The 20,150-nt window shown below is 60.3% G+C and carries 22 protein-coding genes; 17 read left to right on the top strand and 5 right to left on the bottom strand.

Annotated features, from left to right (window positions below):
- The first annotated feature begins 89 nt into the window (after positions 1 to 89).
- Positions 90 to 716, top strand: a complete 627-nt coding sequence (locus HV355_RS09820; protein ID WP_120159425.1) for a lysoplasmalogenase — start codon at positions 90 to 92, stop codon at positions 714 to 716.
- Positions 717 to 792: 76 nt separating this feature from the next.
- Positions 793 to 2,964, top strand: coding sequence for a Zn(II)/Cd(II)/Pb(II) translocating P-type ATPase ZntA (gene zntA / locus HV355_RS09825; RefSeq protein WP_182401721.1), 2,172 nt, complete (start codon positions 793 to 795; stop codon positions 2,962 to 2,964).
- Between the two features lie 93 nt (positions 2,965 to 3,057).
- On the opposite strand, the gene HV355_RS09830 is transcribed toward zntA, so the two are convergent.
- The 4 genes from HV355_RS09830 to tusA all read right to left on the bottom strand — a co-directional run bounded on the left by HV355_RS09830 (position 3,058) and on the right by tusA (position 6,282).
- Entirely contained in the window at positions 3,058 to 4,344 is a 1,287-nt protein-coding gene (locus tag HV355_RS09830) for a TRAP transporter large permease (RefSeq protein WP_126816083.1), read from the bottom strand.
- Between the two features lie 10 nt (positions 4,345 to 4,354).
- Entirely contained in the window at positions 4,355 to 4,864 is a 510-nt protein-coding gene (locus HV355_RS09835; protein WP_089598663.1) for a TRAP transporter small permease, read from the bottom strand.
- 12 nt (positions 4,865 to 4,876) lie between these two features.
- Positions 4,877 to 5,848: a TRAP transporter substrate-binding protein gene (locus HV355_RS09840; protein WP_148401169.1), complete on the bottom strand. Its 972-nt coding sequence runs from the start codon at positions 5,846 to 5,848 to the stop codon at positions 4,877 to 4,879.
- Between the two features lie 191 nt (positions 5,849 to 6,039).
- Positions 6,040 to 6,282, bottom strand: a complete 243-nt coding sequence (tusA, locus tag HV355_RS09845; protein WP_108417690.1) for a sulfurtransferase TusA — start codon at positions 6,280 to 6,282, stop codon at positions 6,040 to 6,042.
- Positions 6,283 to 6,449: 167 nt separating this feature from the next.
- Between tusA and HV355_RS09850 the strand changes: the two genes are divergently transcribed.
- Both HV355_RS09850 and HV355_RS09855 read left to right on the top strand, forming a co-directional pair.
- A complete protein-coding gene (locus HV355_RS09850; protein ID WP_042713321.1) occupies positions 6,450 to 7,115 on the top strand; it encodes a 7-cyano-7-deazaguanine/7-aminomethyl-7-deazaguanine transporter in 666 nt (221 codons plus the stop codon).
- A gap of 72 nt (positions 7,116 to 7,187) precedes the next feature.
- Positions 7,188 to 7,745 (top strand): DcrB family lipoprotein, encoded by a 558-nt coding sequence (locus HV355_RS09855; protein WP_120159422.1) that lies wholly within the window; start codon positions 7,188 to 7,190, stop codon positions 7,743 to 7,745.
- Positions 7,746 to 7,749: 4 nt separating this feature from the next.
- On the opposite strand, the gene HV355_RS09860 is transcribed toward HV355_RS09855, so the two are convergent.
- Positions 7,750 to 8,967 (bottom strand): MFS transporter, encoded by a 1,218-nt coding sequence (locus HV355_RS09860; RefSeq protein ID WP_100167332.1) that lies wholly within the window; start codon positions 8,965 to 8,967, stop codon positions 7,750 to 7,752.
- A 142-nt stretch (positions 8,968 to 9,109) separates the two neighbouring features.
- Here HV355_RS09860 and HV355_RS09865 point away from each other — a divergent pair, with 142 nt between their 5' ends.
- The 13 genes from HV355_RS09865 to HV355_RS09925 all read left to right on the top strand — a co-directional run bounded on the left by HV355_RS09865 (position 9,110) and on the right by HV355_RS09925 (position 20,150).
- Positions 9,110 to 10,159 (top strand): AI-2E family transporter, encoded by a 1,050-nt coding sequence (locus tag HV355_RS09865; protein ID WP_042717282.1) that lies wholly within the window; start codon positions 9,110 to 9,112, stop codon positions 10,157 to 10,159.
- Between the two features lie 125 nt (positions 10,160 to 10,284).
- Positions 10,285 to 11,007, top strand: coding sequence for a beta-ketoacyl synthase chain length factor (locus HV355_RS09870; RefSeq protein ID WP_042717281.1), 723 nt, complete (start codon positions 10,285 to 10,287; stop codon positions 11,005 to 11,007).
- Positions 11,004 to 11,819, top strand: coding sequence for a lysophospholipid acyltransferase family protein (locus HV355_RS09875; protein ID WP_172701544.1), 816 nt, complete (start codon positions 11,004 to 11,006; stop codon positions 11,817 to 11,819). The genes HV355_RS09870 and HV355_RS09875 overlap by 4 nt, the downstream gene beginning before the upstream one ends.
- Entirely contained in the window at positions 11,800 to 12,057 is a 258-nt protein-coding gene (locus HV355_RS09880; RefSeq protein WP_182401723.1) for a phosphopantetheine-binding protein, read from the top strand. The genes HV355_RS09875 and HV355_RS09880 overlap by 20 nt, the downstream gene beginning before the upstream one ends.
- Before the next feature lie 13 nt (positions 12,058 to 12,070).
- Entirely contained in the window at positions 12,071 to 12,322 is a 252-nt protein-coding gene (locus HV355_RS09885) for an acyl carrier protein (RefSeq protein ID WP_010436547.1), read from the top strand.
- Positions 12,294 to 12,893 carry a hypothetical protein gene (locus tag HV355_RS09890; protein ID WP_148401167.1) on the top strand — a complete coding sequence of 200 codons (600 nt, stop codon included), beginning with the start codon at positions 12,294 to 12,296 and terminating at the stop codon, positions 12,891 to 12,893. The genes HV355_RS09885 and HV355_RS09890 overlap by 29 nt, the downstream gene beginning before the upstream one ends.
- Positions 12,886 to 14,235: an AMP-binding protein gene (locus HV355_RS09895; protein WP_182401725.1), complete on the top strand. Its 1,350-nt coding sequence runs from the start codon at positions 12,886 to 12,888 to the stop codon at positions 14,233 to 14,235. Before HV355_RS09890 ends, HV355_RS09895 begins: the two co-directional genes overlap by 8 nt.
- The gene (locus HV355_RS09900) at positions 14,222 to 14,575 is read left to right on the top strand and encodes a hydroxymyristoyl-ACP dehydratase (protein ID WP_182401727.1); all 354 of its coding nucleotides are present in this window, start codon (positions 14,222 to 14,224) and stop codon (positions 14,573 to 14,575) included. Before HV355_RS09895 ends, HV355_RS09900 begins: the two co-directional genes overlap by 14 nt.
- Entirely contained in the window at positions 14,566 to 16,257 is a 1,692-nt protein-coding gene (locus HV355_RS09905; protein ID WP_182401729.1) for a glycosyltransferase family 2 protein, read from the top strand. Before HV355_RS09900 ends, HV355_RS09905 begins: the two co-directional genes overlap by 10 nt.
- A gap of 3 nt (positions 16,258 to 16,260) precedes the next feature.
- The gene (locus tag HV355_RS09910) at positions 16,261 to 16,683 is read left to right on the top strand and encodes a thioesterase family protein (protein ID WP_010436558.1); all 423 of its coding nucleotides are present in this window, start codon (positions 16,261 to 16,263) and stop codon (positions 16,681 to 16,683) included.
- Complete coding sequence (locus tag HV355_RS09915) at positions 16,680 to 17,285, top strand: outer membrane lipoprotein carrier protein LolA (RefSeq protein WP_182401733.1); 606 nt, start codon at positions 16,680 to 16,682, stop codon at positions 17,283 to 17,285. Before HV355_RS09910 ends, HV355_RS09915 begins: the two co-directional genes overlap by 4 nt.
- On the top strand, positions 17,254 to 19,575 hold the full coding sequence (locus tag HV355_RS09920) for an MMPL family transporter (protein ID WP_182401735.1): 2,322 nt from the start codon (positions 17,254 to 17,256) through the stop codon (positions 19,573 to 19,575). Before HV355_RS09915 ends, HV355_RS09920 begins: the two co-directional genes overlap by 32 nt.
- Positions 19,572 to 20,150, top strand: coding sequence for a DUF3261 domain-containing protein (locus HV355_RS09925; RefSeq protein ID WP_100167324.1), 579 nt, complete (start codon positions 19,572 to 19,574; stop codon positions 20,148 to 20,150). The genes HV355_RS09920 and HV355_RS09925 overlap by 4 nt, the downstream gene beginning before the upstream one ends.

Consider the following 20,150-nt stretch of genomic DNA (forward strand, 5'->3'; position numbering starts at 1 on the left):
GCCTTCCCCGTCATTGCCAAACGCCCGCCCGCGTCACTACACTGGATCAGAAACTGATTATTCAGCCTCAACAGATACAGGGAGTTAATATGCTTTGGTCATTTATCGCCGTCTGTTTGTCCGCATGGCTTTTTGTCGATGCGTCGTATCGTGGCCCTGCCTGGCAGCGCTGGCTGTTCAAACCCGTCACGCTGCTGCTCCTGCTGCTGCTGGCCTGGCAAGCGCCGATGTTTAACGCCGTCAGCTATCTGGTCCTCGCCGGGCTGTGTGCGTCCCTGATAGGCGATGCGCTGACTCTGCTCCCCCGTCAGCGCCTGCTCTATGCCGTCGGCGCGTTCTTCCTGTCGCATCTGCTTTACACCATCTACTTTGCCAGCCAGATGACGCTCTCCTTCTTCTGGCCGCTGCCGCTGGTGCTGCTGGTGATTGGCGCGCTGCTGATTGCGGTGATTTGGTCGCGTCTGGAAGAGATGCGTTTGCCGGTCTGTACCTTTATCGCCATGACGCTGGTGATGGTATGGCTTGCAGGCGAGCTGTGGTTCTTCCGTCCGACGTCTCAGGCAATGTCAGCGTTCTTCGGCGCGGCGCTGTTGCTGATCGGGAATGTCGTCTGGCTGGGCAGCCACTATCGCCGTCGCTTCCGCGCGGATAACGCGATTGCCGCCGCCTGCTACTTTGCCGGGCACTTCCTGATCGTGCGTTCGCTGTATATTTAAATAAGTCTTGACTCTGGAGTCGACTCCAGAGTGTATGCTGCGGTTAATGAGAAAATTATCATTACCGGAGACTGCCATGTCGACTCCAGAAACACCGAAAAAAGTTCCACAATTCTCGGCACTTAAGCTCAGCCCGGTTCCGCCGAAAGACGACTGCTGCTGCGAAGGCGCGTGCGAAACGCAAACTGAAATGCTGCCTGAAAGCGGCAACCGCTACAGCTGGGTCGTCAACGGCATGGACTGCGCGGCCTGCGCGCGCAAAGTGGAAAACGCGGTGATGCAAGTGCCGGGCGTGAGTCACGTTCAGGTGCTGTTCGCCACCGAAAAACTGCTGGTCAGCGCCGAAAGCGACGTCAGCAAACAGGTGGAAGCCGCCGTCAGCAAGGCGGGCTATACACTGCGTAGCGAAACGGCCCCCGTCGAAAAAACCTCCTCCCTAAAAGAAAACCTGCCGCTCATTACCCTCGTCATCATGATGGCCCTGAGCTGGGGGCTGGAGCAGATTAACCACCCGTTCGGCAATCTGGCGTTTATCGCCACCACGCTGGTCGGGCTGTTCCCGATTGCCCGCCAGGCGCTGCGCCTGATGAAAAGCGGCAGCTGGTTTGCCATCGAAACGCTGATGAGCGTGGCGGCCATCGGCGCGCTGTTCATCGGCGCGACGGCGGAAGCGGCGATGGTGCTGCTGCTGTTCTTAATCGGCGAACGGCTTGAAGGCTGGGCGGCGAGCCGGGCGCGTAAAGGGGTCAGCGCGCTGATGGCGCTGAAGCCTGAAACCGCCACACGGGTAAATAACGGCAATCGTGAAACGGCGGCGATTAATACCCTGCGTCCCGGAGACGTGATTGAAGTCGCCGCGGGCGGTCGTCTACCCGCCGATGGTGCGCTGGTTACCGCCACCGCCAGCTTCGACGAGAGCGCCCTGACCGGGGAATCCATTCCGGTAGAACGCGCGGCAGGTGAAAAAGTGCCTGCTGGCGCCACCAGCGTCGACCGTCTGGTGCAGCTGACGGTCCTTTCCGAACCGGGCGACAGCGCCATCGACCGCATCCTCAGGCTGATAGAAGAAGCCGAGGAGCGCCGCGCGCCCGTCGAGCGTTTCATCGACCGTTTTAGCCGGATTTATACCCCTGCCATCATGCTGGTTGCCCTGCTGGTGACTATCGTGCCGCCGCTGTTCTTCGGCGCACCGTGGGAGGGCTGGATCTATAAAGGGCTGACGCTGCTGCTGATCGGCTGCCCGTGCGCGCTGGTGATCTCCACGCCTGCGGCGATTACCTCCGGGCTGGCAGCGGCGGCACGTCGCGGGGCGCTGATTAAGGGCGGCGCGGCGCTGGAGCAGCTGAGCCAGGTTCAGCATATCGCGTTCGATAAAACCGGCACGCTGACCGTCGGCAAGCCGCAGGTCACCGGCGTGTATACGCAGGATATCGGTGAAGATGAACTGCTTACGCTGGCCGCCGCCGTTGAGCAGGGTTCCACTCACCCGCTGGCGCAGGCGATTGTGCGTGAAGCGCAGTCGCGCGGGCTGGCAATTCCGACGGCAACGGCACAGCGGGCGCTGGTCGGGTCGGGGATTGAGGCCACCGTTGACGGTAAAAAGGTGCTGATTGTCGCGGCGGGCAAGTCCTCTAACCCAGAGGCTGAGGCGTTAGAACAGACCGGACAAACTGTCGTGACCCTCATGCAGGACGGCGTCGCGAAAGGGATGCTGGCGCTGCGCGACACCCTGCGCGATGATGCCAAAGAGGCCGTGGCGGCGCTGCATCAGCTTGGCGTACAGGGCGTGATCCTGACCGGCGATAATCCGCGCGCGGCGGCGGCAATTGCCGGTGAGCTGGGGCTGGAATTCAAGGCCGGATTGCTGCCCGCGGATAAAGTCAGCGCGGTCACGGAACTGAACGCTCACGCGCCGCTGGCGATGGTCGGTGACGGCATTAACGATGCGCCTGCGATGAAGGCGGCAACCATCGGCATTGCGATGGGCAGCGGCACCGACGTGGCGCTGGAGACGGCGGATGCGGCGCTGACCCACAACCGCCTGACCGGGCTGGCGCAGATGATTAGCCTGGCGCGGGCGACGCGCGCCAACATCCGCCAGAACATTGGGATTGCGCTGGGGCTGAAGGGGATATTCCTCGTCACCACCCTGCTCGGTATGACCGGCCTGTGGCTGGCGGTGCTGGCGGATACGGGGGCTACGGTGCTGGTGACGGCAAACGCGCTGCGGCTTCTGCGCCGTCGGTAAAAACGCCCGGTGGCGGCTGCGCCTTACCGGGCCTACAACATCTCCGAACCATAGGCCGGGTAAGGCGCAGCCGCCACCCGGCAAAAAACGGCGTCACTGCATCCCTAACATCCTCGGCAGCCATAACGAAATCGCCGGGATGTACGTCACCATCCCCAGCACCACCAGCAGCATGCCGTAAAACGGCAGCATCGCCCGCACAACGTGCTCGATCTTCTGCTTGCTCACCGCGCTCGCCACGAACAGCACCGACCCAACCGGCGGGGTGATCAGCCCGATCCCCAGGTTCACCATCATGATCATCCCGAAATGCACCGGGTCGATCCCCAGCGAATTGGTCACCGGCAGCAGCACCGGGGTCAGGATCAGGATGATCGGCGCCATGTCCATCAGCGTGCCAATCAGCAGCAGCATGACGTTGAGGTACATCAGGATCACGTACTTGTTATCGGAGAGCGACGTAAAGAACTCGGTGATGCGGGTCGGGAGCTGCATGTAGGTCATCACCGCGCCAAAGGCCGCCGCAAAACCAATCAAAATCATCACGATGGTGACGGTTTTCACCGTCCGGCACAGCAGCTTCGGCAGTTCGCTCCACTTATAATCGCGGTAGATGAACATGGTGACGAAGAACGCCCACAGGCAGGCCACGGCGGCGGATTCGGTTGCCGTGAAGATCCCGGACAATATCCCGCCGAGGATGATCACGACCGTCATCAGCCCCCACAGGGCATCGAGCAATATCTTCAGCGCCTGCTTAAACGGGATTTTCTCGCCTTTCGGGTAGCCGCGCTTATGGGCGAAGCCGAGGCAGAGGATCATCAGACATAATCCTAACAGCAGCCCCGGCAGCACGCCCGCGATAAACAGCGTGGCAATAGAAACCGTCCCGCCCGCGGCCAGCGAGTAAATGACCGAGTTGTGGCTGGGCGGGATCAGAATCGCCTGCACGGAACCGCTGGCCGTTACCGCCGCCGCATATTCCCGCGGGTAGCCCTTCTTCTCCATCTCCGGGATCATCACGCTGCCGATAGAGGCCGTATCCGCCACCGACGAGCCGGAAATCGCGCCGAAGAACGTTGAGGCGACAATGTTCACCAGCGACAGCCCGCCGCGAATAAAGCCGACAAACACGTAGGCGAAATTCACCAGCCGTCGGGCAATGCCCCCTTCCGCCATGATCGCCCCGGCAAGGATAAAGAACGGGATCGCCAGCAGGGTAAACTTGTTCACCCCGCTGGTGATCTGGATCATCAGCGCCTCCAGCGGCAGATCGATCCACAACGCCCCCGCCACGGCGCTTAAGCCCACGGCAAAGGCTACCGGCATCCCCAGCGCCAGCAGAATGGCGAGGGTGAATAACAAAACGAATGCATCCATTGTTCACCCCTTAACTGTGGTTGCCGATAAGCACGACGGGACGGTTTTCCTGCGAGCCAAACAGCAGGCGTTCAATCACAAACAGGATCAGAATGGCCGACCCGACCGGCAGCGGCAGATAGCTTTCGCCAGAGGTCAGGAGCGGGAACTCCGCGACGGGCTGTTCCCAGAGGTCGACGCACAGCCAGAGGCTGTACCAGAACATCAGGGCGGAGATCAGCAGCATCAGCAGGTCGACCACGCGGGCGCAGAGGTTTTTCAGCATGTCGGGCAGACGGTCGGTGAGCATGTTGACCGCGATGTGCGACCCAGCGCGATACCCTACCGCTGCGCCAATAAAGGTAAAGGTCACCATGCAGATAATGGCGATCGGCTCCGGCCAGGATTCTCCGCGGTTAAGCACGTAGCGCGAGAAGATGCCAATCGGGATCACGATCGTCATCACCAGCAGCGAGATGCCCGCCACGGTCATGGCGAGCAGGTACAGACGGTCCATCCACTTCAGGTAGAGTTCGGACATACGTACTCCGTTTTACTGGACGTCAGCGATGGCTTTCATCAGATCCTGATGCTTGTCGCCATACTGGGCGCGCACCGGCTCTGTGGCTTTGATAAACACCGTTTTGTCGATGTCGTGGAACTGCACCCCACCCGCCTTCATTTTCGCCAGCGCCTGGTCGTTATAGGCCTGCCAGAGCTTGCGCTGCTCGAACTGCGCTTCGCGGGCCAGCGTCAGGACCTTTTGCTGCTCGTCGGCGCTGAGCTTGTCCCATTTCACTTTTGAGTAGAGGAGCATTTCCGGGGTGATAAAGTGGCCGCTGAGGGTGTAGTTTTTGGCGACCGGCATGTAGTTGTGGGCGATAAAGGTTGGCGGGTTGTTCTCCGCGCCGTCGATCACCCCGGTCTGCATGCCGCTGTAGACTTCGCTCACGCCCATCGCGACCGAGTTTGCCCCCATATCCTTCAGCGTGGCGAGCGCCACCGGGCTACCCTGCACGCGGATTTTTTTCCCTTTCAGATCTTCCGGTTTAACGATCGGCTCTTTGGTGATCAGGTTACGGGTGCCGGAATCCATCCAGCCGAGGAACACCAGCTTCGATTTCGGGTTCGCGGTCAGCTTGTCGCCAATCTGCTTGCCGATATCGCCGTCGATCACCTTGTGCATGTGGTCCTCATCGCGGAAGACGTACGGCAGCGTGAAGACTTCGATATCCGGCAGGATGGCGGCAACCGGCGCCATCGAGACGCGGATCATGTCGATGGCCCCCATCTGCGCCTGCTCAATCATCTGCTTTTCATCCCCGAGCACGCCGCCGGGGAAGACTTTGATCTCCAGCTTGCCGTCGGTTTGCTGCTTGAGTTTTTCACCCATGTGCTGAACCGCCACCACGTTCGGGTAGCCTTCGGGGTGTACATCGGCAGCTTTGATGGTTTGAGCAGAAGCGGTGCAGGCAAAAGCAGACAGACACAGCGCGGCCAGTAACGGCTTGAGGGTCGTTTTCATCGGGTCAACTCCAGGGTAGTGAGATAAGCGTTAAAACGGCGTTTTATTTTTATACGCTTAAAAATTAGACTACGGCTGGAAAAGCGGAGGTGAAGCGCCTCACAAAAGCGCGAAAATTTGAAACGATGGTTTAGAAAGGTTTTCTCCCTCTCCCCGTGGGAGAGGGGCGGGGTGAGGGCATCTTGCCGCACTTACCCCTTACGAATCACATACCGATACGGCAGCGCGTCCGTTTCCTGCGCCACCAGCTCGTGCTCCATAAAGGTACAAAAGCCGGGGATGTCTCGGGTAGTGGCCGGATCGTCAGCGATGATCAGCAGCGTTTCGCCGGTCTGCATAGTGCGCACGGTTTTGCGCACCATCATTACCGGCTCCGGGCAGCGGAGGCCCTGGGCGTCAAGGGTGTGGTCTGGGCTGGAAAACAGGTCGGTCATGGTCTTCTCGATCAAAATAAAACGGCTGTAGTTTACGCCCAGTTGCCACCAATGCAAACCAGGTTAACGGTTGCGTGAAAATTAGCCATTGCAAAGTCCCGTCAAAGCAGTATCATGCGGCGGTTTTTATTGGGTTCCCTCACCCCAACGTATAAAAAGGTCACAATATGACGCCGTTTTCTCAATCACAGCGCGTAAAAGCGTTGTTCTGGCTTTCGCTTTTTCATCTGCTGGTGATCACCTCCAGCAACTATCTGGTGCAGCTCCCGATCTCCATTTTTGGTTTCCATACCACCTGGGGCGCGTTCAGTTTTCCGTTTATTTTCCTCGCCACCGATCTGACCGTGCGAATCTTTGGCGCACCGCTGGCGCGTCGCATTATTTTCGCGGTGATGCTCCCGGCGCTGTTCGTGTCGTATGTGATCTCTTCCCTGTTCTACATGGGAAGCTGGCAGGGCTTTGAGGCGCTGACGCACTTCAACCTCTTTGTCGCCCGTATCGCCGCCGCCAGCTTTATGGCCTACGCGCTGGGGCAGATCCTTGACGTTCACGTGTTTAACCGCCTGCGTCAAAATCACCGCTGGTGGATGGCTCCGACGGCCTCCACGCTGTTCGGAAACGTGAGCGATACGCTGGCCTTCTTCTTCATCGCCTTCTGGCGTAGCCCGGATGCGTTCATGGCCGAACACTGGATGGAAATCGCCCTGGTGGACTACTGCTTCAAGGTGCTTATCAGTATTGTATTCTTCCTGCCGATGTACGGCGTGCTGCTGAATATGCTGCTGAAAAGGCTGGCAGATAAATCTGAAATCACCGCATTACAGGCAGGTTAAAGGTTCGCTTTATCAGTTGTGATAAGATGAGCGAATGAGCCGCTATGGCCGTTTATCGAAAGGAAGAAGTCAATGCGCAATCTGGTTAAATATGTCGGGATTGGCCTGCTGGTTGTTGGCCTTGCAGCCTGTGATAACAGCGACACCAAAACGCCTGCACAGGGCGCGTCCGCAGAGAGTAACGCGACCGGGCAGCCGGTAAGCCTGCTGGACGGTAAACTCAGTTTCTCTCTGCCAGCGGATATGACCGATCAGAGCGGCAAGCTGGGTACCCAGGCGAACAACATGCACGTGTATTCCGACGCAACCGGTCAGAAAGCGGTCATTGTGATTGTGGGTGACGACACTACTGAAGCGCTGAGCGTGTTGTCCAAACGTCTGGAAGATCAGCAGCGCAGCCGCGACCCGCAGCTGCAGGTGGTGACCAATAAGTCTATCGAACTCAAAGGCCACACGCTGCAACAGCTGGACAGCATTATCTCTGCGAAAGGCCAGACCGCTTACTCTTCCGTGGTACTGGGTAAAGTTGATAACAAACTGCTGACCCTGCAAATCACGCTGCCTGCGGAAGACCAGCAGAAAGCGCAGACTACCGCAGAAAACATCATTAACACCCTCGTGATTCAGTAATCTTTCACGAGGATGACGTGGCCTCCGGTGCGTGCACCGGGGGCCATTTTTTTAGCCGCCACGTCAGCATCAGCGCCAACACCACTAAACCTGCCGCCGCCAGATAGATAACAGGCACGCCAGCCCAGGCCATCACCAGCCCTGCCAGCGGCCCGGTGATCCCCAGCGACATATCCATAAATACCGTATAGGTGGCGAGCGCGGCCCCCTGATTTTGCTGCGGCACGGCCTTCACCGCCACCACGCCCAGCGCCGGGAAGACCAGCGAGAAGCCCGCCCCCGCAAGAAAGACGCCGATTTTCGCCATCCACGGCGCAGTGGCGATCCCGGTCAGCAGCAGCCCGACGATTTCGACCGCAAAGCAGATCATCGCCACGTTCAGCCCGCCCAGACGGTTAATGCCGTTCGGGAAGAGCAGACGCGCGCCGACAAACGCACAGCTAAACAGGGTTAAGGCAAAGGCCGCGCCGTCCCAGCCTTTGGCGTCGTAAAACAGGGTGATGAAGGTGGCGATCACCCCAAAGCCGGTGGTCGCCAGCGCCAGTGCCATCCCGTATGGCCAGACGCGCCCCAGCACCGCGCGAAACGGCAGCGGCTTGCCCTTGCTGGCCTTCACTTTCGGGCGCGGCAGCGCCAGCAGGATCGCCAGCAGCGCAACCGCCATAATGGTGAGGGACAGGCCGTACAGACCGCCCCAGGCGTAACACACCACCCCAAGCGGCGCGCCAATCGCCATGGCGCCGTAGGTGACAATCCCGTTCCAGGAGATCACCCGCCCGATGTGCGATGCGCCGACGACGCCCACGCCCCAGAGCGTGGAACCCGTACCTGCCAGGCTTTGCCCGATACCCAGAATCACGCGGCCCAGACACAGCAGCACCAGACTGACCAGCGGCCACTGGCTGGCGGTGGCCGCCAGAAAGTACCCCAGCCCGCTCAGAAAGCAGCCACACAGCCCCACGACAACAATGCTCTTCGGTCCAAACAGATCGGCGTAACGTCCCGCATGGGGGCGGCTTATCAACGTCGCAAAGTATTGCAGGCTAATGACCAGCCCCGCCCAGAAGGCGCTAAAGCCCATCACGTCGTGAACGTAGCCCGGCAGGATCGCCAGCGGCAGGCCAATCGTCAGATAGCTGGCGAAGTTAAAAATCACAACAGAAACAATGCGCAGATTGAGGCGCACTCCGCTCAGTGCCGGTTCGGCGGAAGGTTCGGGCATGGGTTTAACCTGGATTTTTGCAACAGTGTTTCACTATTACCATGAAGAGAGATGAAAATCAGCAGTGACTTTCAGAGTAACACCCCAGACGAAGGGGATCCGGCGCACTACAATAAACAAGCCCCCCGAAAAAGGAATTCGTATGACAGCCAGCCCGCCCGATAAAGCAGGACTTCACATTTTGTTAAAACTCGCCTGTCTGGTCGTGATCCTGGCAGGTATCCATGCTGCGGCTGATATCATCGTTCAGCTGTTACTGGCGCTCTTTTTTGCCATTGTGCTCAACCCGCTGGTGACCTGGTTTTTACGCCGCGGCGTCAGCCGCCCGGTGGCGATTACTATCGTCGTCATCGTCATGCTGATCGTTCTGACGGCGCTGTTTGGCGTGCTGGCTGCCTCCCTGAGTGAATTCTCCACCATGCTGCCGCAATACAACAAAGCCCTCACCCGCAAGCTGGTTGATTTGCAGGAGATGATGCCGTTTATCAACCTGCATATTTCGCCAGAACGGATGCTGCGCCGGATGGATTCAGAGAAGGTGATGACCTACGCCACCACGCTGATGACCGGCCTTTCCGGTGCGATGGCCAGCATTCTGCTGCTGGTGATGACGGTGGTGTTTATGCTGTTCGAAGTCCGCCACGTGCCCTATAAACTGCGCTTTGCGCTGAACAATCCGCAAATTCACATTGCCGGTTTGCACCGCGCATTAAAGGGCGTCACCAAATATCTGGCGCTGAAAACGTTATTAAGCCTGTGGACCGGGATCATCGTCTGGCTGGGGCTGATGCTAATGGGCGTGCAGTTCGCGCTGATGTGGGGCGTGCTGGCGTTTCTGTTAAACTACGTGCCCAACATTGGCGCGGTGCTCTCCGCCGTGCCGCCCATGATCCAGGCCTTCCTGTTTAATGGGTTTTACGAATGCATGCTGGTCGGGGCGCTTTTCCTTGTCGTGCATATGGTGCTGGGGAATATTCTCGAGCCGCGCATGATGGGCCACCGCCTGGGCATGTCGACGCTGGTGGTGTTTTTATCGTTACTGATCTGGGGCTGGCTGCTGGGTCCCGTCGGGATGTTGCTGTCGGTACCGCTCACCAGCGTCTGTAAAATTTGGATGGAGACCACCAAAGGCGGCAGTAAACTCGCCATTCTGCTGGGTCCAGGTCGTCCAAAAAGCCGGTTGCCGGGCTAATCGCAGGGAAAGGGCTAAAAGAGACGTTTATTCGCATGCGCGCCAACAACATTGTACGATGTGCGCAGCTCATCGCGCTTGCGAAGAATAAGTCACAGAAACAGGTTTATCGCGGACGCGCGTAGATGAAATTTACACTCTCGATTATCGACTGGCAGGCACGAGCGCCAGGACTGGGCGATGCCGCTGCGTGGCAGGACTGGTCACGCCAGTCTGACGCTATCGACCCCGCCGCGCCGCTGGCAAAACTGACCGACTTGCCGATGATGACCGCGCGCCGCCTCAACTCTGGCAGCAGGCTGGCCGTGGATATCGGCCTCGCGATGCTGCGAAAGCACCAGATTGACGCCGTCGTCTACAGCAGTCGCCATGGTGAACTGGAGCGCAATTACCGCATTCTGCAGGCGCTGGCGGCGGAAGAACCTGTTTCTCCCACAGATTTTGCCATGTCGGTCCACAATGCTGCCGTCGGGAATCTCACAATCGCCGCGCGTCAGCCGATTGTCTCCTCGTCGGTCTCCGCCGGTATGGATACCTTCCAGCAAGGTTTGTGTGAAGTATTAAGCCTGCTCCATGCGGGCTATTCCCGCGTGCTGCTGGTCGATTTTGACGGCGTCCTGCCTGCGTTTTATCACGCCGGGCTGCCGCCGCAGATGCCCGTCTGGCCGTATGCCCTGGCGCTGGTGATTGAAGCCGGCGATCTGCTCTGCTGCGAAACGCGTGGCGGAAGTGAAGGTGAAGAGCCCGCGCTGCCGCAAAGCCTCCAGTTCCTGCGCCATTACCTGAACGACGCGCCGCAATTTACCCTCTCTGGTGAACGTCTCCAGTGGCAATGGACGCGCAAATGAGCGGACTGACTTCGCGTCTCGACAGGTTATGGCGCATGACGATGACCGGATTCTGCTTCGCGCTGTTCGGCCTCGGCGGGCTGCTGCTGTCGCTGGTGTGGTTTAACCTGCTGCTGGTTATTCAGCGCGATCGCGCGAAGCGCCGCCAGCTGGCCCGCCGCAGCATTTCCGCCAGTTTTCGCCTGTTTCTCGCGGTGGTACGGGGGGTGGGTGTACTGGATTACCGCTTCAACAACCTCGACGTGCTGCGCGCGGAGCGCGGCTGTCTGGTGATAGCCAACCACCCTTCGCTACTGGACTACGTGTTCCTGGCGTCGGTCATGAACGAAACCGACTGCCTGGTGAAAAGCGCCCTACTGCGTAACCCGTTTGTCAGCGGGGTGATCCGCGCCGCGGATTATCTGATCAACAGCGAAGCTGAAACCCTGCTCTCCGCCAGCCAGCAGCGTCTGGCACAGGGCGATACGCTGCTCATCTTCCCGGAAGGGACCCGCACGCGCGTTGGCGAAGCCATAACGCTGCAGCGCGGGGCGGCTAACATCGCCGTTCGCTGCAATAGCGCTGTGCGTGTGGTGGTGATCCACTGCAGCGAACGCATGCTGGATAAGCAAAGCAGCTGGTACAACGTTCCGCCCAAAAAACCTTTTTTTACCGTGGATGTTCGCGAACGCATCAACATTCATGATTTTTACGATGCGAGCCAGCACGAACCTGCGCTGGCGGCAAGGCAGTTAAACCGGCATATGCAGCATCAGTTAACAACCGGTCTTCAATCTTTGTCAGGAACGAAAGATGCAAGCGCTCTATCTTGAAATTAAGAATCTCATTATCTCTACGCTGAATCTGGAAGAACTTATGCCAGAGGATATCGATACTGACGCCCCGCTGTTTGGCGACGGGCTGGGTCTGGACTCGATAGATGCCCTGGAGCTGGGGCTGGCTGTGAAAAATCAGTATGGCGTAGTGCTTTCTGCCGAAAGCGACGAGATGCGTCAGCACTTCTATTCCGTTGCCACGCTCGCGGCTTTTATCCATCAACAACGCGCCTGAGAATTTACCCGCTATGACTAACCAGGAAACGATTTATCAGGAAGTCTCTGCGCTTCTTATTACGCTGTTTGAAGTCGCCCCCGAGGACATCACCCCGGAAGCGCGCCTGTACGACGATCTGGATCTCGACAGCATTGATGCCGTTGACATGGTGGTTCACCTGCAGAAGAAGACCGGCCATAAAATCAAGCCTGACACCTTCAAAGCGGTGCGTACCGTCCAGGACGTGGTCGACGTTGTGGAACAGCTTCAGCGCGAAGCGTAACGTGCCTGCGATTCCATTCATCCCGATACTGACGGGGTTGATGCTGCTGGCATGGCCTTTTTTGATTGGCTTTGGGCTGGCAAACAACAATTTGCACGGGATACTGCCCGTGATGGCGCTTGTGCTGCTGTTGCGGGTCTGGCAGGTGCGCCGTGAGAGCGGCCCTCTGCGCAACATGATCCTGGGCGTTGCCCTCACAGGCGTGGCGCTGTGCGCCGCGAGCTATGTGCTGCACGCTCACCAGTGGGTGTTGTTTTATCCGGTCGTCGTTAATCTGGTGATGCTGATGGTGTTTGGCGGATCGCTGTGGACAACCATGCCGATGGTAGAACGATTTGCGCGGCTGCGTGAGCCCACTCTCTCGCCCACCGGCGTCCGCTACACTCGCATCGTTACCCGGGTGTGGTGCGGCTTTTTTATCGGCAACGGCGCGATGGCGCTGTTTACCGTGTTGCACGCCGACATACGCCTGTGGACGCTGTGGAACGGCATGATTGCCTACTTCCTGATGGGCACGCTGATGGCCTGCGAGTGGCTGGTGCGACAACGGGTAATGAAAAAAGATGCATAAACCGCTTCCGCTCAGCCAGTGGCTCAGTGCGCCCCGCCCTGACGATACGCCAATAGCCTGGCGCGACGATGGCGTCTGGACGCTCGGCGATCTGCGTCACGACGTGACGCAGCTGGTTAACACGCTGCGTCAGGAAGAGGGCGAGCGCTGGGCGCTGTGCGTTGAAAACGGCTATCTGTTTACGGTCGCCCTGCTGGCGACGCTGCACGCGGGTAAAACGCCCGTGCTACCCGGGCACAGCCGGGCCGCGCAGCTTAACGAACAGCGGGATTTGTTCAGCGGCGTCCTGAGTGACACAGCGCTTGCCTTTGCAGGGCGACAGCGGTTGGTGGCCTCTACCCCGCGCACAGACAACGGCTTTTCCCCGCTGCCAGCCATAGACGATACGCGCGCCATCGAGCTTTTCACCTCCGGCTCCACCGGCGCGCCGCAGCGGGTGGTTAAGCCGATTATCAGTCTGGATCGTGAAGCCCGCTTGCTGGCGGAACAGTTTGGCGATCGTCTTGCGGGCTGCCATGTTGTCGCCTCCGTGGTGCTGCACCATCTGTATGGCCTGACGTTTCGTGTCGTCTTGCCCATGGCGCTCGGCCTGCCGTCACGGACCAACCTGCTCAACTATGCCGAGCAGCTCTCAGCCCTGCCCCACGACAAACGCTATCTTTTTATCAGCAGCCCGGCCTTCCTCAAGCGGCTGGATACGGCCCTGACGCCGCCCCCCGTTGCCCTGCTCATTTCCGCAGGGGGCGTATTGCCCTGGCGGGATATCACCGCGTTTCAGGGTTGGCTCGACCTCTGGCCCGATGAAATCTACGGCAGTACCGAAACGGGGGTCATGGCCTGGCGTCACCGTCAGGATGAGACAACGCGCTGGCAGCCGTTACCCGGCGTGACGTTTCACGACGGTCGCGTCACGTCGCCGCTGATCCACGAGCCGGAAGGCGTCGTGCTGGATGATAATTTACACTTCACGGCCGACGGGCAGTTCAGCATTGTTGGCCGCCGTGGGCGGGTGGTCAAAATCGAAGACAAACGCATTTCGCTCGATGAAATTGAGCAGCGGCTGCTGGCGCTGGACGGCATCTGCGACGCCGCCGCGCTGGCGGTGACGCGCGGGGGACGTCAGGGCATTGGCGTGCTGCTGGTGCTCAGTGACGACGCGCGAATGCACAGAGAAAGCGTGGGGAAAAATGCCCAGGAATCCGCCTGGCGCCGCGCCCTTCGCCCCTGCCTTGAACCGGTTGCCGTGCCCCGCTACTGGCGGATCGTCGATGAAATCCCGGTCAACAGCATGAACAAGCGTGTGACTGCGCAGCTACAGGAGTTATTTCATGAAAATCCATGAAATCGAACGCCGCCAGCCCGATGCGACGCATCTGGAGATCGACCTCTATCTGGATCCGGCCCTGCTCTGGTTTAAGGGGCATTTCGCCGTACAGCCCTTGCTCCCCGGCGTGGCGCAGCTCGACTGGGTCATGGACTACGCCACCACGCTGCTGGCACCGGGCTACCGTTTTCACAGCATTCAGAACGTGAAGTTCGCGGCCCCGCTGCTGCCGGAGAACAGGGTGACGCTGCTCCTGGCCTGGCAGCCCGAACGCCAGATGCTGAGCTTCAGCTACCAGCGCCATGCCGGTGACGAACGCCCTACCGCCAGCAGCGGGAAGATTCGCCTATGTCAGTAACCTTCCGCCCCTGCGTGCTGATCCCGTGCTACAACCACGGGGCGATGATGGCCTCGGTGCTGGCGCGCCTCGCGCCCTTCGATCTCCCCTGTCTGGTGGTGGACGACGGCAGCGATGACGCCACACGCCGCACGCTTGAAGCGCTGGCGGCAAGCCATCCGCAGGTCACGCTGCTGCGGCTGGCAGAAAACAGCGGGAAAGGGGCGGCGGTCATGCAGGGTCTGCAGGCCTGCGCTGAGCGCGGCTTCACCCACGCGATTCAGGTAGACGCCGACGGCCAGCACGCTATCGAAGACATTCCCAAACTGCTGGCGCTGGCGGAGCGCCACCCTGAGGCGTTAATTTCCGGCAGGCCCGTTTACGATGACTCCATTCCCCGTTCGCGCCTGTACGGACGCTGGATAACGCACGTCTGGGTGTGGATTGAAACCCTGTCGCTGGAGCTAAAAGACAGCATGTGCGGTTTTCGGGTCTACCCCATCGCGCCGGTGCTGCGGCTTGCCGCGCGCACGCCGCTCGGTAAACGGATGGATTTTGATACCGAAGTGATGGTGCGGCTCTACTGGCAGGGCAACACCAGCTATTTTCTGCCCACCCGCGTGACCTATCCGCCGGACGGGCTATCCCATTTCGATGCGCTAAAAGACAACCTGCGCATCTCGCTGATGCATACCCGCCTGTTCTTCGGCATGCTGCCGCGCATTCCCGCTCTGCTAATGCGCCGCCGCACGCGGCACTGGGCGCAGCGGCAGGAGGTGAAAGGGCTGTGGGGAATGCGTCTGATGCTGCGCGTCTGGCAGCTGCTGGGGCGTAACGCCTTTACCGTCCTGCTGTGGCCGGTCACCGCCGTATACTGGCTGACCGCCCGCTCTGCGCGCCAGGCGTCACGGCAATGGCTGACGCGCGTAAAGCAGGTGATGGCGCAGCGGCAGATGCCTCAGCCTCCCCGCCTGCACAGCTTTTTCCACTTCCTGCGTTTTGGTCAGGCCATGCTCAACAAAGTGGCCAGCTGGCGCGGCGAAATGAAGCTCCATCGCGATCTGGTCTTTGCACCGGGTGCGCAGGCGGCACTGGGTCTGAACGATCCGCAGGGCAAACTGCTGCTCGCCTCGCATCTTGGCGACGTGGAAGCCTGCCGGGCGCTGGCGCAGCGCGAAGGCGGGAAAACCATCAACGCGCTGGTCTTCAGCGATAACGCCAAACGCTTTAAGCAGGTGATGGAGGAGATGGCCCCGCAGGCGGGCATTCACCTGATGCCCGTGACCGACATCGGCCCGGATACCGCCATCCTCATCAAAGAGAAGCTGGATCGCGGCGAATGGGTCGCCATTGTGGGCGACCGCATCGCCGTCACGCCGCAGCGCGGCGGCAGCTGGCGCGTGATATGGAGCGACTTTATGGGCCAGCCCGCACCGTTCCCGCAGGGGCCGTTTATCCTGGCGTCTATTTTGCGCTGCCCGGTGGTGCTGATTTTTGCCCTCTGCCAGCAGGGGAAACTGACCCTGCACTGCGAGCCCTTTGCCGACCCGCTGCTGCTGCCGCGCGGCGAACGCCAGCAGGCGCTGCAGCAGACCGTCGATCGCTATGCGCAGCGGCTGGAACATTACGCCCTCATGTCGCCGCTCGACTGGTTTAATTTTTTCGATTTCTGGCAGCTGCCAGAGGTCAACGAGAAGGAGTAAAGGGTGCTGACCGATCCCCGCTTTACGGCTGAAGTCGAGATCACCGTTCCGTTCCACGACGTCGATATGATGGGCGTGGTCTGGCACGGTAACTATTTCCGCTACTTTGAGATCGCCCGCGAGGCGCTGCTCAACCAGTTTAATTACGGCTACCGCCAGATGAAGGCCTCCGGCTACGTCTGGCCGGTGGTGGATACCCGCGTGAAATACCGCGACGCGGTGACCTTCGAGCAGCGCATTCGCGTGCGCGCCCACATTGAAGAATATGAAAACCGCCTGCGCATCGCCTATCAAATCTTCGACGCGCAAACCGGAAAACGCACCACCACCGGCTACACCATTCAGGTGGCGGTGGATGAAACCAGCCGGGAGATGTGCTTTGTCAGCCCGGCTATTCTGTTTGAACGTATGGGGATCGCGCCATGAAATGGATACCGCTTCTCGCCCTGCTGATGAGCCCGCTGGTCAGCGCGATCACGCTGGACGAACTGCAGCAGCGCTTTGCGGAACAGCCGGTGGTGCGCGCGCACTTCGAGCAAACCCGCACCATCAAGGACATGCCACAGCCGCTGCGCTCGCAGGGGGAGATGCTGATCGCCCGCGACAGCGGCCTGCTGTGGGATCAAAAAGCGCCGTTTCCGATGACGCTGCTGCTGGACGACAAGCGGATGGTGCAGATCGTTAACGGCCAACCGCCGCAGACCATTACCGCCGACACTAACCCGCAGATGTTCCAGTTCAACCACCTGCTGCGGGCGCTGTTTCAGGCCGACCGCAAGGTGCTCGAAGAGAACTTCCGCATCGATTTTAAAGACCAGGGGGAAGGCCGCTGGTCGCTGGTGCTGACGCCTGTGACCACGCCGCTGGACAAGATTTTCGCCACCCTCGATTTGCGCGGTGCCGCGTACCTGGAATCGATTCAACTGAACGATAAGCAGGGCGACACAACCGATATCGCCCTGTCCCGCCACCAACTGACGCCCGCCAGCCTGACCGATGCCGAACGCCAACGCTTTGCCGCACCGTAAATCCCTGCGCCCGGCGCTGCTGTGGGCCACGGTATGCCTGATCCTGTTGGGCGTACTGCTCACGCTGCTGCCCGGCGCGCGGCTGAACAGCAGCGTGCTGGCGATGTTGCCGAAACAGACGCTCGGGGCGATCCCCCCGGCGCTCAATGACGGATTTATGCAGCGTCTCGACCGCCAGCTCGTCTGGCTGGTCAGCCCCGGCAAAAAGCCAGACCCGCGCGTGGCGCAGCAATGGCTGGAACTGCTGCAGCGCAGTCAGGCGCTGAATGTGGTCAAAGGGCCAATGGACGCCGCCGGGCAAAAAGCCTGGGGTGACTTCTTCTGGCAGCACCGTAACGGCCTGATCGATCCCGCCACCCGGGCGCGCCTGCAACACGGCGGGGAAATGCAGGCCCGGTGGATCCTGTCCCAGCTCTATTCCGCCTTTTCCGGCGTGAGCGGCAAGGAGCTGCAAAACGATCCGCTGATGCTGATGCGCGGCTCACAGCTCGCCCTCGCTCAAAACGGCCAGAAAATGCAGCTGATGGACGGCTGGCTGGTCACCAAAGATGACGCCGGAAACTACTGGTATCTGCTGCACGGCGAACTGGCGGGGTCGTCGTTCGATATGCAGCAAACCCACCGGCTGGTCACCACCCTTAAGGCGCTGGAAGAGACGCTGAAAATGCACTCCCCGCAGGCGCAGCTGCTCTCTCGCGGCACGGTGTTTTACAGCGATTACGCCAGCCAGCAGGCCAGGCGGGATATTTCCACGCTCGGCGTCGCCACGGTGCTCGGGGTGATCCTGCTGATTGTGGCGGTGTTCCGTTCCGTGCGCCCGCTGCTGTTGAGCATGCTCTCCATTGCCATCGGCGCGCTGGCGGGCACGGTGTTTACGCTGCTGCTGTTTGGCGAGCTGCACCTGATGACGCTGGTGATGAGCATGAGCATCATCGGTATTTCGGCAGACTATACGCTTTACTACCTCACGGAGCGGATGGTGCACGGCGCTGACGACTCGCCCTGGCAAAGCCTGTCGAAAGTACGTAACGCGCTGCTGCTGGCGCTGCTGACCACCGTCGTCGCCTACCTGATGATGATGCTGGCCCCCTTCCCCGGCATCCGCCAGATGGCGGTGTTTGCCGCGGCGGGGCTGAGCGCCTCGTGCCTGACGGTGATTTTCTGGCATCCGTGGTTGTGCCACAGAATGCCGGTTCGCCCGATTCCCGCGAAAGGTTTTATGCTGCGCTGGCTGAACGCCTGGCGTAGCAGCAAAACCCTGTCCGTGGGGCTGCCGCTGGCGCTGGCGCTGATTTCCGCCATCGGGATAGGCAGCTTACGGGTCGACGACGATATCGCCCAGCTTCAGGCGCTGCCGAAAGACATTCTGGCACAGGAAAAAACCATTACCGCCCTGACCGGGCAGAGCGTCGACCAAAAGTGGTTTGTGGTGTACGGCGCGTCGGCTCAGCAAACGCTGGAGCGGCTGGAGGCCTTTACCCCGGCGCTGGCGCAGGCGCAAAAAGTGGGCGATATGGCCCACTGGCGCACCCTGCCGCTGAACTCGCTGGCGCGTCAGAAAAGCGATCTGCAGCTGCTGCACAACGCCGCGCCAGCGGTAATGAAAATGCTACAAAGCGCGGGGCTGAACAGCGTCACACCCAATCTGGACGCGATGCCGGTTAGCGTTGAGGCCTGGCTCGCCAGCCCGGTCAGCGAAGGCTGGCGGCTGCTGTGGCTGACGTTGCCCAACGGCGAAAGTGGCGTACTGGTCCCGGTGGATGGCGTGAAAAACAGCGCGGCGCTCGGCAAACTGGCGGCCAGCCATGAGGGCGTTGCCTGGGTCGACCGCAAAGCCAGCTTCGACAGCCTGTTTGCGCTCTACCGTTCGCTGCTGACGGGCTTACTGTTCGTGGCGCTGGCGGTGATTGCCTGCGGCGCGATGGTGCGCCTCGGCTGGCGCAAAGGGGCGATCAGCCTGGTTCCCTCCCTGCTCTCGCTCAGCTGCGGGCTGGCGGCGCTGGCCGTCGCGGGCCATCCGGTGAACCTGTTTTCGCTGCTGGCGCTGGTGCTGGTGCTCGGGATTGGCATCAACTACACGCTGTTTTTCAGCAACCCGCGCGGAACGCCCCTGACCGCGATGCTGGCGATTACGCTTGCCATGATGACCACGCTGCTGACGCTGGGCATGCTGGTGTTCAGCACCACCCAGGCCATCAGCAGCTTTGGCATTGTGCTGGTGAGCGGTATTTTCACCGCCTTCCTGCTCGCCCCGCTGGCGATGCCGACGACGAAAGAGAGAATACGATGATCCGATTTTACCGCCTGGCGATATGTCTTCTGGCGCTGCTGCTGGCAGGGTGTAGCCATTCGCCGAACCGCGATGACGCGCGGCCCGAGGCCTGGCTCCAGCCGGGCACCCGCGTGACGCTGCCGCCGCCGGGTATCACCCCGGCAATTAGCTCGCAACAGCTGCTGACCGGCAGGTTCAACGGACACACCCAGTCGCTGCTGGTGATGCTGAATGCTGACGAGCATAAGGTGACGCTGGCCGGCCTCTCCTCCGTGGGGATCCGTCTGTTCCTCGCGACGTATGACAATACCGGTATCCATACCGAACAGTCGGTTGTGGCACCGGAGCTGCCGCCCGCCAGCCAGGTACTGGCGGACGTGATGCTCAGCCATTGGCCGCTCAGCGCCTGGCAGCCGCAGTTGCCGAAAGGCTGGACGCTGAACGATACTGACAGCAGACGCGAGCTGCGCAACCCCGACGGCAAGCTGGTCACGGAGATTGTCTACCTGCAACGCAAAGGCAAACGTGAGCCGATTAGCATCGAGCAGCATGTTTTTAACTACCACATCACCATTCAATATCTGGGTGACTGA

This window comes from Enterobacter sp. RHBSTW-01064 (genome assembly GCF_014103035.1).
GTDB lineage: Bacteria > Pseudomonadota > Gammaproteobacteria > Enterobacterales > Enterobacteriaceae > Enterobacter > Enterobacter mori.

What these genes read in the sequence shown, in the direction of transcription:
- HV355_RS09885 (WP_010436547.1), top strand. Translation starts at nt 12,071, where the DNA reads ATGACTAACCAGGAAACGATTTATCAGGAAGTCTCTGCGCTTCTTATT.
- HV355_RS09860 (WP_100167332.1), bottom strand. Translation starts at nt 8,967, where the DNA reads ATGCCCGAACCTTCCGCCGAACCGGCACTGAGCGGAGTGCGCCTCAAT.
- HV355_RS09855 (WP_120159422.1), top strand. Translation starts at nt 7,188, where the DNA reads ATGCGCAATCTGGTTAAATATGTCGGGATTGGCCTGCTGGTTGTTGGC.
- HV355_RS09835 (WP_089598663.1), bottom strand. Translation starts at nt 4,864, where the DNA reads ATGTCCGAACTCTACCTGAAGTGGATGGACCGTCTGTACCTGCTCGCC.
- HV355_RS09880 (WP_182401723.1), top strand. Translation starts at nt 11,800, where the DNA reads ATGCAAGCGCTCTATCTTGAAATTAAGAATCTCATTATCTCTACGCTG.
- HV355_RS09905 (WP_182401729.1), top strand. Translation starts at nt 14,566, where the DNA reads ATGTCAGTAACCTTCCGCCCCTGCGTGCTGATCCCGTGCTACAACCAC.
- HV355_RS09920 (WP_182401735.1), top strand. Translation starts at nt 17,254, where the DNA reads ATGCCGAACGCCAACGCTTTGCCGCACCGTAAATCCCTGCGCCCGGCG.
- HV355_RS09925 (WP_100167324.1), top strand. Translation starts at nt 19,572, where the DNA reads ATGATCCGATTTTACCGCCTGGCGATATGTCTTCTGGCGCTGCTGCTG.
- HV355_RS09830 (WP_126816083.1), bottom strand. Translation starts at nt 4,344, where the DNA reads ATGGATGCATTCGTTTTGTTATTCACCCTCGCCATTCTGCTGGCGCTG.
- HV355_RS09865 (WP_042717282.1), top strand. Translation starts at nt 9,110, where the DNA reads ATGACAGCCAGCCCGCCCGATAAAGCAGGACTTCACATTTTGTTAAAA.
- HV355_RS09915 (WP_182401733.1), top strand. Translation starts at nt 16,680, where the DNA reads ATGAAATGGATACCGCTTCTCGCCCTGCTGATGAGCCCGCTGGTCAGC.
- HV355_RS09895 (WP_182401725.1), top strand. Translation starts at nt 12,886, where the DNA reads ATGCATAAACCGCTTCCGCTCAGCCAGTGGCTCAGTGCGCCCCGCCCT.
- zntA (WP_182401721.1), top strand. Translation starts at nt 793, where the DNA reads ATGTCGACTCCAGAAACACCGAAAAAAGTTCCACAATTCTCGGCACTT.
- HV355_RS09870 (WP_042717281.1), top strand. Translation starts at nt 10,285, where the DNA reads ATGAAATTTACACTCTCGATTATCGACTGGCAGGCACGAGCGCCAGGA.
- tusA (WP_108417690.1), bottom strand. Translation starts at nt 6,282, where the DNA reads ATGACCGACCTGTTTTCCAGCCCAGACCACACCCTTGACGCCCAGGGC.
- HV355_RS09875 (WP_172701544.1), top strand. Translation starts at nt 11,004, where the DNA reads ATGAGCGGACTGACTTCGCGTCTCGACAGGTTATGGCGCATGACGATG.
- HV355_RS09900 (WP_182401727.1), top strand. Translation starts at nt 14,222, where the DNA reads ATGAAAATCCATGAAATCGAACGCCGCCAGCCCGATGCGACGCATCTG.
- HV355_RS09820 (WP_120159425.1), top strand. Translation starts at nt 90, where the DNA reads ATGCTTTGGTCATTTATCGCCGTCTGTTTGTCCGCATGGCTTTTTGTC.
- HV355_RS09840 (WP_148401169.1), bottom strand. Translation starts at nt 5,848, where the DNA reads ATGAAAACGACCCTCAAGCCGTTACTGGCCGCGCTGTGTCTGTCTGCT.
- HV355_RS09850 (WP_042713321.1), top strand. Translation starts at nt 6,450, where the DNA reads ATGACGCCGTTTTCTCAATCACAGCGCGTAAAAGCGTTGTTCTGGCTT.